Genomic DNA, 12929 nt, shown 5'->3' on the forward strand with positions numbered 1-12929 from the left:
ACCAAGCGCTCGTCCATACGCAGGTGGCCGTTACGGTCAGGTACGCGGCAGCCGTACCCTTGTCTGAAAGGGCATGTCACGAAGGGACAAGTGGGATGAGTTCAGCGGGTGAAGGCCTGTCTCGCCCGCTTCCCGAGCAGGTGCGGCTCAATGTCGTCGACCTGGCGGCTCAAGTCCTCGGGACGATGCCCGGTGCCTCCATTCCACCGCCGTTGCGCGGCATCGCCAAATTCGACCCGCGCAAGCGGGCCAAACTCGGCAGCGCGCCCATCGCCGCGCAGCTGGAGAACGACAAGAAGTTCCGCGAGCTGGTCGCCGAGTCGGTGGCCGCCGGATGGCCCGAGCTGGTGGCCTCCCTGGCCGAGGGCCAGGTGCCGCCGGCCGCCGATCCCGTGCTCGTGGCTGCGGCGGCTTACCTCATCCGGCCGCCCGGCTGGGAAGAGATGATCGAGCTCGCCCGCACCGACCTGGAGCAGTCGGCCGCGGCGGCCGAGGGGTCGGAGCGCGAAGAGGTGGTCTCGCGGCTGCGTGAGCAGCTCGCCGCGCAGAAGAGCGCCGCCAAGGAGGAGGCCGATCGGCTGCGCGAGCAGGTCAAGCTCGCCCGCGCCGAGAATTCCGACCTGCGGCGCAAACTCCACGACGCCCGCGAGCGCGCCAAGGCCGCGGTCGCGCGGGCCGAGGAGATGGAGCGCGCGGCCGAGGACGCCAGGTCGGCCGCCGTGGCCGCGGGCAGCGCCGGCGAGTCCGAGCTGCGGCGGTTGCGTGAGCGGCTGGCCGACGTCGAGAAGCAGCTGGAGGCCTCGCGCCGGGCCGCCCGCGAGGGCAGGAGCATCGAGGACGCCCGCATCAGGGTGCTGCTCGACGCGCTGCAGGACGCCTCGGCCGGGCTGCGCAGGGAGCTCGCCCTGCCCACGACGATCAGCCGGCCCGCGGACTCGGTCGCCGCCGTCACGGGCGAGCGGCCCGGCGTGCGCGCGGTGCCCGCACGCGCCCTCGCCGACGACGACCCGCAGCTGCTCGACCAGCTGCTGGCGGTGCCGCAGGTGCATCTGGTCATCGACGGCTACAACGTCACGAAGACCGGCTACGGCACGCTCACGCTCGCCGACCAGCGCAACCGGCTGATGACCGGGCTCGGCGGGCTGGTCGCGCAGACCAGGGTCGAGGTGACCGTGGTGTTCGACGGCGCCGAGCTCAACGCCCCCGTCCAGGTGGTCGCGCCGCGCGGGGTGCGGGTGCTGTTCAGCGCGCCGGGGGAGACCGCGGACGACCTGATCCGCCAGCTCGTACGCGCGGAGCCGCCCGGCCGGGCCATGGCCGTGGTGTCGTCGGACCGCGAGGTGGCCGAGTCCGTCAGGCGGATGGGAGCCAGACCCGTTCCGTCTGCCTTGCTGCTGCGCCGGCTGGGCCGGGCCTAGGTTACGAATTGACTGTTTGGGGGTAACCCCAGCCGCCACTTCTGTACTATTTCGCCCCAGATGTTATCCCTGGGAGGCGACACAGTGAGGTTTGGCCGAGTGCCGGTGTCCGTGGGTATCGCGTTCGGGCTGGTGCTGTCCCCCATGGGAGCCGCCGTCGCTGATCCCAAGCCCACGATCAGCCAGGCGAAGGCCAAGCTCGAGAAGCTCAACGACAAGGCCGACAAGGTCGTCGACCAGTACAACACGGCGACGGAACGCTACAAGAAGGCCAAGAGCACCTACGTCAAGCTGAACGACAGCTACAAGCGCAAGCTGGAGACGGTCGCCGACCTGCGGGCCCAGGTGATCAACATGGCCGTGGACAGCTACCGGCTCGGTGGCGACGTCATCTCCCTTCCCGGGCTGATCGGCGCGGGCAATCCCGAGGACTTCCTGTCGCGGCTGGCGGTCGCGGGGCAGATGTCGCAGGAGCGGGCGCAGAAGCTTGCCGCTTTCGACCGGGAGAACCGCGGGCTGAAGGCCGAGCGTGACAAGGCGCAGGAGGCGCTGGAAGCGGCGGACAGGGAACGCGACGGGGTGGAGAAGGAACGCTCGGAGATCCTCAAGCTGATCGCCGAGCAGAAGAAGCTCCTGAAGAAGCTGGGCGCCTACAATCCCGGAAATCCCAGCAGCGCCGGCATCAAGTACACAGGGTCGGCGTCGGGGAACGCGGCGGCGGTGCTGCGGTTCGCGTACGCGCAGGTCGGCAAGCCGTATGTCTACGGGGGTACAGGGCCCGGCGGGTTCGACTGCTCGGGGCTGACGCAGGCGGCGTGGCAGGCCGGAGGGGTGTCGCTTCCCCGCACGACGTGGCAGCAGTGGGCGTGGGGGGCCGACCGCAAGGTGTCACTGGACGATCTCCAGCCTGGTGACCTCATCTTCAGCGAAGGGCTGGGGCACGTCAGCATCTATGCCGGGAACGGGGAGATCGTGCACGCGCCGCAGACCGGTGACGTCATCAAGGTCGTCCAGCTCTCCGACTACGGCCGCACCCTCGCCGGCGCCGTCCGTCCGTAAGGCGGCGCCTGCCCATCACGCCCTCGCCATCGCAGCATCTTCTCCGTCTACCGCACCGGGTCGGTGGGCCGGGAGGTGAGCGTGCTCAGGAAGGCGGAGACGGCCGGAGGGCGGTCGGTCGGGGGCAGGGTGGCGGCGAGGATGGTGCGCGACGGCAGGGGCGGTGAGGGGCGCAGGAGCCGGATGTCCGGGCGGGCGGTCGCGTAGCCCGCGATCGACGGATAGAGCATCACCCCCACCCCGGCGGCGACCAACCCCTGCCTGCCGTTCCAGTCGTCGCACACGTGACTGATCCGCGGCGCCCGGCCCAGAGCCGCCGCGAGCTGGGCGATGGGACCGAGGCAGTCGGGATGGGTGCCGTCGATCCACGGATCCGCCGCGAGATCCCGCAGCCGCACCCGGCTTCGCTTCGCCAGCGGATGGCTGACCGCGAGCGCGACCAGCAGCTCGTCCTCGTGCAGCGGCGTCAGCGCCACCCCGGGCATGCCCGCGGTTCCCGAAGGGCCGCTCATGTCCCAGGAGGTCAGGAGGGCGATGTCGGTCTCACCGTCCAGGACGGCGGCGCACGGGTCGTGTTCGCCGGAGCGGACCGTGAGGGAGAGCTCCACGTCCGGATGCCGGGCCGCGAATGAACGGAACCGGTCGGGAAGGTAGCTGGTCGCGGCGCTCGGGAAGGCCGACACCCGGACCCGCCCCGCCTCCGCCGTCGCGAAGGCCCGCATCCGCGTTTCGAACAGCCTCAACCCCCGCAGCACCTCATCCGCCTGCTCCAGTGCCGCCCGCCCGGCGTCCGTCGGCCGGACGCCACGCGGCAGGCGTTCGAACAGCCGGACGCCGGTGTGCCGCTCCAGCGTGGCGATCTGCCGGGACACGGCGGGCTGCGTCATCGACAGCTCCTCGGCCGCCGCCGAGAACGATCCCAGCCTCCCCACCTCCACCAGCACCTTCAGCGACCACATATCAAGCATGCACTGAGCTTATGGGTTCCATGCCAAGCCCGCAGTGGTGTGCATGGCTGCGGGCGGTCATGCTCGGTCGTATGGAGACAGAAACGGTGGACAACCACCAGTACGAGTGGCTGAGTCAGGTGCTTCCCCGGCAGGCGCAGCGGGTCCTCGACGCCGGGTGCGGGCGGGGCGAGTTGGCCCGGCAATGCGGCGCGGTCACTTGGTCACCGCGATCGACATCTCGCCGGAGGCCGTCGGAGCGGCGCGGGCGGCCGGGGTGCCGGCGGTGCAGGCCGACATCGTGACCTATCCCGACTCCGCCGACGACGACCACGCGCTCGTGCGCCACTACGACGGTGAATCGTTGTTCGATGCGGTCGTCATGTCACTCTCGCTGCACCACGTGCATCCGCTCCAGGCGGCGCTGGACCGCGTGCGGTCGCTGCTCCGGCCGGGCGGGCTGCTGGTCGTGGACGAGTTCGGGTGGGAATGGGCCGACCGGGCCGCAACCACCTGGTTCTACGATGCCGGGTCGTTGCTCGCCGCTGCGGGAGTGGCGGATTTCACCCGCGAGCCCAGCGGTCCCGGACGTGACCCGCTCGAGCGATGGCGCGAGGCGCATGGGGACCACACCCCCGCGGACGTCATGCTCGCCGCCCTCGCCGAACGGTTCCAGGTCACGAGCATGCGGCGAGAACCGTACTTGTCGCGATATATCGGCGGAAAGGTGACGAACAGCAGCACCGACGTCCTCAACGAGCTATGGCGCATCGAACGGGACCGTATTGCCGCGGGAACGCTCCCGCCCACCGGCTTCAGGATGACGGCGCGAAGCATGTGACGAAAGTGACAATTGGGACCTTACACGACAGTGTGCCGCAGTTTGTGAGAAGGGTCACATTTCCATAACTGAACCTGGCGTTCCAACAGGGGTTTCGGACCTGACAGAACCAGTTGTTGGATCTTTACAACCTGACTGGCGCTTTGCCGAGTCTTGACGTTTCGGCGTAGCTTCTGGCGTCGCAGTGACAAGCCATGTCGCCGCGAATCCGCATCGGTCCCCCCGATGTGAGCCAGATAGAGATCCGCCGGTCGCCGCCGTACGTCCCCTTGTCGAACACGACACCGGACGGCGACCTGCCGAGTCCGTGCAGCCAGGAGGCACGGAGCCGGGGAACCATCGATCCCTTCCCGGGATCAGGGGTGAATCGGCGCGTATCGCGCCGTAGGGCGACTTCCAGGCCCGAATCCGTCAGCTAACCCGGTAGGCGTTCGTGGAAGACCCAAGGAGAAATCCTGTCTACCTCCCCGCAGAACCCCCGTCTGTCCCGCATTGCCCTGAGTGGCGTAGCGCTCACCATGACCGTGACGGCCGGAGGTCTGATCCTCCATGCCCCGACGGCGCAGGCGGCGACGACCAGCGATTCAGCCGGTGCCTCCACGACCAAGGCCAGTACGGCGGCTAGCTCCGCGACGTCGGCCAAGGCTCTCAGGATCGCCCGGCAGGAGGCGAGGGCCCGCAAGGCCGTCGCCGTGGCCAAGGACCAGATCGGTGACCCTTACCGGTACGGTGCCACGGGCCCTGGTTCGTTCGACTGCTCCGGCCTGACCCAGTACGCCTGGAAGAAGGCAGGCGTGAAGATCCCCCGCGTGGCGGCCAGCCAGTTCGCCGGCATCAGGAAGAAGGTCTCCTGGAAGAATCTCCAGCCAGGCGACCTGATGTTCTTCAGAGGGCTCGGTCACGTGGGCATCTACGTCGGCAACGGCAAGATGCTCCACTCCCCGCGGACAGGCGAGCGGGTGCGTATCGACAAGCTGAGCAGCTGGCGCAAGGCGTCTTTCGTCGGCGCTGTCCGTCCCGGCTTGTGAGGAAAAGGGCTCCGATCCCATCGGGGCCCTTTCTTCATGCCCGCCCTCTTTTGTACGGCGAGCCACCGTCCCCCACCCGCCGTACGGGGCTGATGGCCCTCCAGGGAGACGGTGTCTGATCCCTTCACAAGCGGGCCGCCGTTACGGCGCGATGTGGGCCGCCTGCCGTGGCACATCGGGGCCCGGCGACGATCGGCCCGGTGACGATCGGCCCGGTGACGGTCGGCCCGGTGACGGTCGGGCCCGGCTGCGATCCGGCCCGGCTACGATCGGACATCGTGTCCGAGCAGGTGAGTCGACGAGCCGTGGTGGCCGGACTCCTGCTCCTCGCCCCCGCCAGCGCCCCGGTCCCCGAGTCCCCCCTTCTTCCCCCGGAAGCACGTGACCTGTGGCGCGACGGCGTCGTCCTGGCCCGCGCAGGGCGTTCCCTCGTGGTCGGCCACCACACCCCGCCCGGCACGCTCGACGAGCTGGCGCGGCGGGCCGACACGGCGGGACGCCGGGTGTCGGACGTCCTCGGCAGGCCTGTGCGGCCGCTCGTCGTCGTACCCGGGTCCGCCCGCGAGGCGGCCGGGCTGGCCGGGGTGGGGCGGGTCGACGGGCTGGCCGCGGTGGCCGACGGTGGCCGGGTGATCGTCGTCCCGGAGGTCTTCGCCAGGCTCAACTCCACGGGGAAGGACGTGGTGCTCGCGCACGAGCTCACCCACGTCGTGGCGGGCACCGGCGACCTGCCCGTCTGGCTCTACGAGGGGTTCGCCGACTATGTGGGCTACCGGGACGCGGGGCTGCCCGTGCGGACGGCCGCCGCCGAGCTGGCCGACGAGGTGCGGGCCGGGCGGGTGCCGAGCGAATTGCCCGGGCCTGCGGCGTTCGCGGCGGATGGCCGGGATCCCGTGCGGCTCGCACGGGCGTACCAGGAGGCGTGGCTGGCGTGTCGCTTCCTCGCCGACCGGTTCAGTGAGGAGACCCTGGTGGGGTTCTACCGTGATGCCCAGGCGTCCGGCGTCGATCGGGCGCTCTCCTCGCTGGGGCTGTCCGTGGCGACGCTGACGGCACGGTGGCGCGTGTACGTCCGGGAGCAGCTCACGTAAGAGGGGGAGGCCGATGAGCGAACGGCACGACACGGACGACGCAGGACCAGGGACGAGGAAGCCCCGAACCGAGGTCTCGACCGGTGATCCCACCGCCGTCGGCGATGCTCGGAGCCCGGGTGGCGCCGGCGACGGCGGCCGGGCCGTGGGCGGCGATCGGCGTGCCGGCAAGGGCGGGACTCCGGATGCGGACGGGAGGCGGTTGCGGCGGGAGGCGGCGGTCGCGGCCGTGGCGCTGGGGGTGGTGATCCTGGCCGTGGCCGCCTTCGCCACCCCCTGGCGGGTGCTGGCCGGGGGCCCGCCCGATCCGGCCCGCGACTTCACCGCCGCCCAGATCGCCAGAGCGCAGGCGTTCGACGCGGCCACCACCCTCCCGAGCTACCTGTCACTGGCCCTGTCGATCATCATCGCGGGCCTCCTGGTGGCCACCCCGATCGGCGCGAAGGCCGTGGGCTGGCTGAGGGGCCCCTGGTGGCTGCGGGTGATCCTGGGCGTCGTCGTCATCACCGCGCTCACCGAGCTGGTCCGCTGGCCGCTCGGGATGTGGTTCGAGACGCTGCTGCGCGCCTTCGGCCTGTCCACCCAGGACTGGGGGTCCTGGGCCGGCGACCGGCTCAAGAACATGGGCGTGCAGACGGCCATCCTCTGCCTGATGCTGGTCGTGCTCGTGGCCTTGGCCCGCAAGGTGCGGCGCTGGTGGATCCCGGCGGCCGTCGGGGCGTTCGCGCTGACGGTGGTGGCGTCGTTCGTGTATCCGGTGCTGTTCGAGCCGCTGTTCAACGACTTCAGGTCCATGCCACAGGGCTCGCTGCGGACGAACCTGCTGGCCATGGCCGAACGCGACGGCGTGCCGGTGAAGGACGTGCTGGTGGCCGACGCTTCGCGCCGGACGACGGCGCTCAACGCCTACGTGTCCGGCTTCGGCGCCACGCGCCGCATCGTCGTGTACGACACGCTGCTCAAGGCCCCGCAGCCGGAGGTGGAGCTGGTCGTGGCGCACGAGCTGGGCCACGCCAAGGACAACGACGTGCTCACCGGCACACTCATCGGCGGCCTGGGCGCCGGGCTGGGCGCCGTGCTGCTGTTCCTGGTGTTCGATCCGGTACGCCGCCGCACCGGCGTCGCCTCGATCGCCGACCCTCGCGCGGTGGGGGCGGTGCTGGGCCTGATGACGCTGGGCTCACTGCTCCTGGGACCCGCGGAGAACGTGATCAGCCGCCGCGTCGAGGCCCGGGCCGACGTCCACGCCCTCGACCTCACCAGAGATCCCGCCACATTCATAAAAATGCAGAAACGTCTGGCAGTAACCAATATTTCCGATTTGTCGCCGGATGCGGTGGAATATGTGCTCTATGCCTCCCATCCCACCAGCCCCGAGCGCATCGCCATGGCCCGCGCATGGGCGAAGCTGAACGGCATCCCGGTGCCGTGACCCATGTGGTCATCGTCACGAACGACTTCCCGCCCAGGCCGGGCGGCATCCAGTCGTTCGTGCACGGGCTCGCGCTGCGCACACCGGGAGTGGCCGTCTACGCACCCGCCTGGCCGGGGTGCGCCGAGTTCGACCGGCGTCAGCCGTTCCGGGTGGTGCGGCATCCGACGCGGATCATGCTGCCGACTCCGGCCGTGGCACGCCGCGCGGCCCGGCTGGTGGCCGAGCACGAGGCGGGCACCGTCGTGTTCGGGGCGGCGGCACCGCTCGGCCTGCTCGCGCCGCACCTGCGCAGGGCGGGCGCGCGGCGCGTGGTGATGCTCACCCACGGCCACGAGGCGTCGTGGGCGAGCGCACCGGGCTTCCGCGCCGTGCTGCGCAGGATCGGCGAGCACGCCGACGTGGTCACGTATCTGGGGGAGTACACACGGCGGCGGCTCGTCGCGGCCATCCCGCCGGCCAAGCTCGTACGGCTCGCGCCGGGCGTGGACGCCGGCCTGTTCCATCCCGGCGCGCCCAAGGCCGAGCTGGGCCTGCAGGGCAGGCCGGTGGTGGCATGCGTGTCCCGGCTGGTGCCGCGCAAGGGCCAGGACCAGCTCATCAGGGCCTGGCCCCGGGTGCTGCGGGCGGTGCCCGGCGCCGTCCTGCTGCTGGTGGGCGGCGGACCCTACCGGCGTACGCTGGAGCGGCTGGCGGCCGGGCACGAGTCGATCAGGTTCACCGGCACGGTGCCGGCCGCGAGCCTGCCCGGTTACTACGCGGCCGCCGACGTGTTCGCGATGCCCTGCCGTACCCGGTGGGGCGGGGTGGACGTGGAAGGGCTCGGGATCGTGTTCCTGGAGGCGTCGGCCACCGGCCTGCCGGTGGTGGCCGGCGCGTCGGGCGGCGCGCCCGATGCGGTCAAGCACGGCGAGACCGGGCTCGTGGTGGACGGCACTGACCCGGAGGAGATCGCCCAGGCGATCGTCGAGCTGCTGAGCGACCCGGACAAGGCCCGCAAGATGGGCGCGGGCGGCCGCGACTGGATCGCCGGCGATTGGTCGTGGGACCACGTCGCCGCCCGCTTCCAGAGCCTCCTCTAGCCTTTGGTGGAGCCGAGCGTGAGCCCGGCCACGAACTGCTTGTGCAACATCTGGAACACGATCAGCGTCGGCAGCGCCACCAGCATCGACCCGGCGGCCAGCAGGTTGTAGTCGGTGAAGAACTGGCCGCGCAGGTTGTTCAGCGCCGAGGTGACGGGCAGCTTGTCGCCCGACGACATCAGCACCAGCGCCCACAGGAAGTCGTTGTACATCCAGGTGAACTGCAGCGTGGACAGCGCCGCCAGCACCGGCCGGCACAGCGGCAACGTCAGCCGCCAGTAGCGTTTCCACACCCCGGCCCCGTCCACCAGCGCCGCCTCGCTGATCTCCTCGGGGATCGTGCGCATGAAGTTGGCCATGACGAAGACGCAGAAGCCGAACTGGAAGGCCACGTGGATGAGGATCAGCCCGAGGTAGGAGTCATAGAGCGACTGCGAGTCCGACAGCCACGCGGGCAGCGGGATGAGCGTGTAGAGGGTGTAGAGCGGGGTGATGAGGACCTGCGGCGGCAGCAGGTTTCCGGCGGTGAACACGATCAGCAGCGTCTTGCGGCCGGGGATGCGCAGCCGTGCGATCGCGAACGCCGTGAACGACGCCATGAACAACGTGATCAGCACGCCGGGGATCACGATGATCAACGTGTTGACGTAGTAGCGGGGCAGCTCGGCCTGGCTCCACGCCTGTCCGTAGTAGTCGAGCGTGAGGTGCTCGGGCAGCGAGAAGTAGCCGAGCCGGGCGGTCTCCTCGTACGGACGCAGCGACGCGTACACCGCCAAGACGAGCGGCAGCAGCCAGCCCAGCGCCACCAGCACCAGGAACGCGTGCAGCAGGATCCGCAACGGCCGGACCGGCCGCCGTGACGGCGAGCGCTGCGACTCGGCCGGGGGAGCGGCGGCCGGTGCGGTGAGCGTCATCGCTCCTCCCCCTTGAACAGCTGTGACAGGTACGTGACGATGAACCCCAGCGAGATCACCAGCAGCACCACCGCGATCGCCGAGCCGAACCCGATCCTGCTGGCCTCGCCCACGATGTTCTCGGTGACCAGCACGGACAGCAGCTCGAGCCCGTTCCTGCCCTTGTTGATGGCGTAGACGATGTCGAACGCCCGCAGCGCCTCGATCACCGTGATCACCAGCACGATCACGTTGATCGGCCGCAGCGTCGGGAACACCACGCGGAAGAACGCCTGCCGTTCGTTGGCCCCGTCGATGGCCGCCGCCTCCTTCAGTGCCGGATCGACCGCCTTCAGGCCCGCCAGATAGATGATCATGACGTAGCCGACGTGCCGCCAGGCGGCCGCGACCACGACGACCCAGATGTTGATCGAGCTGTCGCCGAGCCAGTCCACGCTCAGCCCGGTCACCGCGTTCAGCACGCCGTAGTCGGAGGAGTAGACCAGCTGCGCGATGAAGCCGACGACGGCCAGGGACAACACGACCGGCATGTAGAGCGCGCTCTGGTAGACCCGCGACAGCCGCAGCCGCCGATCCAGCAGCACCGCGCAGAACAGCCCGAACGGCGTCGCGACCAGCCCGAGGAAGGCCAGCCACAACACGTTGTTGCGGATGGCCGACCAGAACGGCGGATACTCGGCGGCCAGGTCGTGGTAGTTCTGTCCGCCGATCCACTCGATGGGCCCGATGCCGCCCCAGTCGGTAGCGGACAGCCCGGCGGAGGCCAGCGTGGGCCCCCAGATGAAGCCCACGTTGACGATGACGGCCACCCCCAGCCCGATGACCAGAACGGTCACGTCGCGGGCGGAGTAGCGACGGGTCTTGACAGCCATCAGCGGAAGATGTTGGCCTTCTGCTTCTCGATGCTCGCCAGCAGGGAGTCGATCTCGTTGGGCTTGCTCACGAACGACTGCAGCGACGGGATCATCACGGTGGAGGCGAAGTCCGGCCGCGTGTCGCGGTCGAGGAACTGCGCGATATGCGTGGCCTTCGACACCAGCTCGGCGCCGCGCTTCTGCAGGGCGCTGTAGCCGGAGGTGTCGGCCTTGGAGCTGGCCGCGAGCGTGCCCGGGTCCAGCTTGGTGGCGATGTTCTGCGATGAGGCCTGGGCCAGGTGCTTGAGCAGCGCCTTGGCGCCGTCCACGTTCTTGGCCTTGGCCGAGATCATGTAGCCGTCGATGGGGGCGTCGATCGAGTCGGTGCCGTACTGCGGGTTGATCTCCGGGAAGGTGAAGAAGTCGAGGTCGTCGCGGTCGGCCTCGGGGAACTGCTGGGCGACGAACATCCCGAGCACATACATCCCGGTCTTCTTCTGCGCCAGCGACTGCGCGGCCTCCTGCCACGTACGCCCCAGCGCCGCGGGCTGGTGATACTCCATCAGCCCCCGCCAGGTGTCGAACACCTGCCTGACCCGCGGGTCCGTCCACGACTCCTTGCCGCCCATGAGCGAGATGTGGAAGTCGTAGCCGTTCGTGCGCATGTTGAGGATGTCGAACGTGCCCATCGCCGGCCAGCCGTCCTTGTCGGCGAACGCGATGGGGATGATCCCGTCGGCCTTCATCTTCTTGGCCAGCGCGGTGAACTCGTCCAGCGTCGCGGGCGGCTCGTACCCCTTCTCCTGCCAGACGCTCTTGCGGTAGAAGACCGCCCACGGATAGTACGTGGACGGGATGAAGTACTGCTTGCCGTCGACGCCCGTCGACTGGTCCTTGAACGCCTGCGTGTAGTCGCCGCCGATCTCCCGCCACACGTCCGAGATGTCGATGGCCAGCCCCTGCTCGGCGAAGAACTGCATGCGGTAGCCCGCGAACCAGGTGAACACGTCGTCGGGCGTGCCCCTGAGGTAACGGTTGATGTTCTCCTGGAACGTGTTGTGGTCGACGGTGTTGATCTTGACCGTGGCCTGGGTGAAGGCCTTGACCTGGGTGTCGAGGGACTTCTTCGGGATCTCGTCGGAGGCGTTCGAGCCGATGGTGACCGTGCCGAGGTTGCCTGCGGCCGTACCGCCGCCGGGGGCGGGGGAGGGGGTGTCGGATCCGCATCCGACGAGGGCGGCGGGGACGCCGAGCGCGGCGGCTCCGAGCAGCAGATTGCGGCGGGATATCGGCAGTCGTTGGGCCATGGGGGTTCCTCCTAGCCGGACCCTTCAGATTCCCCCGAGTTCGCTCACCTTCATTCATCGAAAAGCGCATATTTCGGACTGTCAACGCCCGGTTTCATGACGAATCAGCCACAGTCCCGACGTCACGATCGTGTCATCATGCGATCGAGAACGATGACGGAATCTGTTGGGATCTGGTGGTGCGATGCTCGCCCCGCAGCGACAGCAGGCGATTGTCGAGCTCGTCAGGCAGCACGGCGGCGTCCGGGTGATCGAGCTGGTGCGGGCGTTCGGCGTCTCCGACATCACCATCCGCCGTGACCTGGAGATGCTGGCCGAGCGCGGCCTGCTGGCCAAGGTGCACGGCGGCGCCACGGCTGTCGGCTCCACCGACGAGCCCGGTTTCGCCGCCAAGTCCGTACGCCAGGAGGAGGAGAAACGGGCCATCGCCCGGCACGCCGCCGCCCTGGTGGACGCGGGCACCGCGGTCGCGCTGTCGGCGGGCACCACCACGTGGGCGCTCGCCCACCGCCTGGCCGCCGTCCCCGCCCTGACCATCGTGACGAACTCGGTGCGCGTCGCCGACGTCTTCCAGCGCTCGGGACGGACCGACCAGACGGTCGTGCTCACCGGTGGCGTGCGCACCCCCTCCGACGCCCTGGTCGGACCGGTCGCCGTGACGGCGATCCGCCAGCTCAACGTGGACCTGCTCTTCCTCGGGGTGCACGGCATGACCGTCCGGGCCGGCTTCACCACCCCGAACATGATGGAGGCGGAGACCGACCGCGCGCTCGTGGAGGCCGCCGGCCGGCTGGTCGTGCTCGCCGACCACACCAAGTGGGGAACGGTCGGCATCAGCACCATCGCCAAGCTCGGCGAGGCCGACGTGCTCGTCTCCGACGCCGGGCTGCCCCGCTCGGCGCGGGAGGCGCTGTCGGAGCAGGTCGGCGAACTCGTCATCGCGGACGTAGCCTGAC

At 69.8% G+C, this 12929-nt stretch carries 12 protein-coding genes and 1 riboswitch; of the genes, 8 read left to right on the forward strand and 4 right to left on the reverse strand.

Annotation, left to right across the window (positions count from 1 at the left end):
- The first annotated feature begins 95 nt into the window (after nt 1-95).
- Both Q9G87_RS30215 and Q9G87_RS30220 read left to right on the forward strand, forming a co-directional pair.
- Entirely contained in the window at nt 96-1418 is a 1323-nt protein-coding gene (locus Q9G87_RS30215) for an NYN domain-containing protein (protein ID WP_305919895.1), read from the forward strand.
- Nucleotides 1419-1523: 105 nt separating this feature from the next.
- Nucleotides 1524-2477: a C40 family peptidase gene (locus Q9G87_RS30220; protein ID WP_305919896.1), complete on the forward strand. Its 954-nt coding sequence runs from the start codon at nt 1524-1526 to the stop codon at nt 2475-2477.
- A gap of 47 nt (nt 2478-2524) precedes the next feature.
- Here Q9G87_RS30220 and Q9G87_RS30225 read toward each other — a convergent pair whose 3' ends face one another.
- Nucleotides 2525-3445 carry a LysR family transcriptional regulator gene (locus Q9G87_RS30225; protein WP_305919897.1) on the reverse strand — a complete coding sequence of 307 codons (921 nt, stop codon included), beginning with the start codon at nt 3443-3445 and terminating at the stop codon, nt 2525-2527.
- A gap of 184 nt (nt 3446-3629) precedes the next feature.
- Here Q9G87_RS30225 and Q9G87_RS30230 point away from each other — a divergent pair, with 184 nt between their 5' ends.
- From Q9G87_RS30230 to Q9G87_RS30250, 5 genes are all read left to right on the forward strand, one after another.
- Nucleotides 3630-4265, forward strand: coding sequence for a class I SAM-dependent methyltransferase (locus Q9G87_RS30230; protein ID WP_305919898.1), 636 nt, complete (start codon nt 3630-3632; stop codon nt 4263-4265).
- Nucleotides 4266-4552: 287 nt separating this feature from the next.
- Nucleotides 4553-4710, forward strand: a riboswitch (cyclic di-AMP (ydaO/yuaA leader).
- Between the two features lie 73 nt (nt 4711-4783).
- On the forward strand, nt 4784-5293 hold the full coding sequence (locus Q9G87_RS30235; protein ID WP_305919899.1) for a C40 family peptidase: 510 nt from the start codon (nt 4784-4786) through the stop codon (nt 5291-5293).
- 200 nt (nt 5294-5493) lie between these two features.
- Nucleotides 5494-6384, forward strand: coding sequence for a gluzincin family metallopeptidase (locus Q9G87_RS30240; RefSeq protein WP_305919900.1), 891 nt, complete (start codon nt 5494-5496; stop codon nt 6382-6384).
- 13 nt (nt 6385-6397) lie between these two features.
- On the forward strand, nt 6398-7816 hold the full coding sequence (locus tag Q9G87_RS30245) for a M48 family metallopeptidase (RefSeq protein ID WP_305919901.1): 1419 nt from the start codon (nt 6398-6400) through the stop codon (nt 7814-7816).
- The gene (locus Q9G87_RS30250) at nt 7813-8898 is read left to right on the forward strand and encodes a glycosyltransferase family 4 protein (protein ID WP_305919902.1); all 1086 of its coding nucleotides are present in this window, start codon (nt 7813-7815) and stop codon (nt 8896-8898) included. The genes Q9G87_RS30245 and Q9G87_RS30250 overlap by 4 nt, the downstream gene beginning before the upstream one ends.
- Here the strand turns inward: Q9G87_RS30250 and Q9G87_RS30255 are convergent.
- Genes Q9G87_RS30255 through Q9G87_RS30265 form a run of 3 tightly spaced genes read right to left on the reverse strand, consistent with a single transcriptional unit; the run spans nt 8895 to nt 11973 of the window.
- The gene (locus Q9G87_RS30255) at nt 8895-9812 is read right to left on the reverse strand and encodes a carbohydrate ABC transporter permease (protein ID WP_305919903.1); all 918 of its coding nucleotides are present in this window, start codon (nt 9810-9812) and stop codon (nt 8895-8897) included. The two genes, Q9G87_RS30250 and Q9G87_RS30255, sit on opposite strands and share 4 nt — an antisense overlap.
- Nucleotides 9809-10684, reverse strand: a complete 876-nt coding sequence (locus Q9G87_RS30260; RefSeq protein ID WP_305919904.1) for a carbohydrate ABC transporter permease — start codon at nt 10682-10684, stop codon at nt 9809-9811. The genes Q9G87_RS30255 and Q9G87_RS30260 overlap by 4 nt, the downstream gene beginning before the upstream one ends.
- Complete coding sequence (locus Q9G87_RS30265; RefSeq protein WP_305919905.1) at nt 10684-11973, reverse strand: ABC transporter substrate-binding protein; 1290 nt, start codon at nt 11971-11973, stop codon at nt 10684-10686. Before Q9G87_RS30265 ends, Q9G87_RS30260 begins: the two co-directional genes overlap by 1 nt.
- A gap of 184 nt (nt 11974-12157) precedes the next feature.
- Between Q9G87_RS30265 and Q9G87_RS30270 the strand changes: the two genes are divergently transcribed.
- The gene (locus Q9G87_RS30270; protein WP_305919906.1) at nt 12158-12928 is read left to right on the forward strand and encodes a DeoR/GlpR family DNA-binding transcription regulator; all 771 of its coding nucleotides are present in this window, start codon (nt 12158-12160) and stop codon (nt 12926-12928) included.
- Nucleotide 12929 lies beyond the last annotated feature (1 nt).

This window comes from Nonomuraea turcica, assembly GCF_030718205.1.
In the GTDB taxonomy this organism is placed as follows: Bacteria; Actinomycetota; Actinomycetes; order Streptosporangiales; family Streptosporangiaceae; genus Nonomuraea.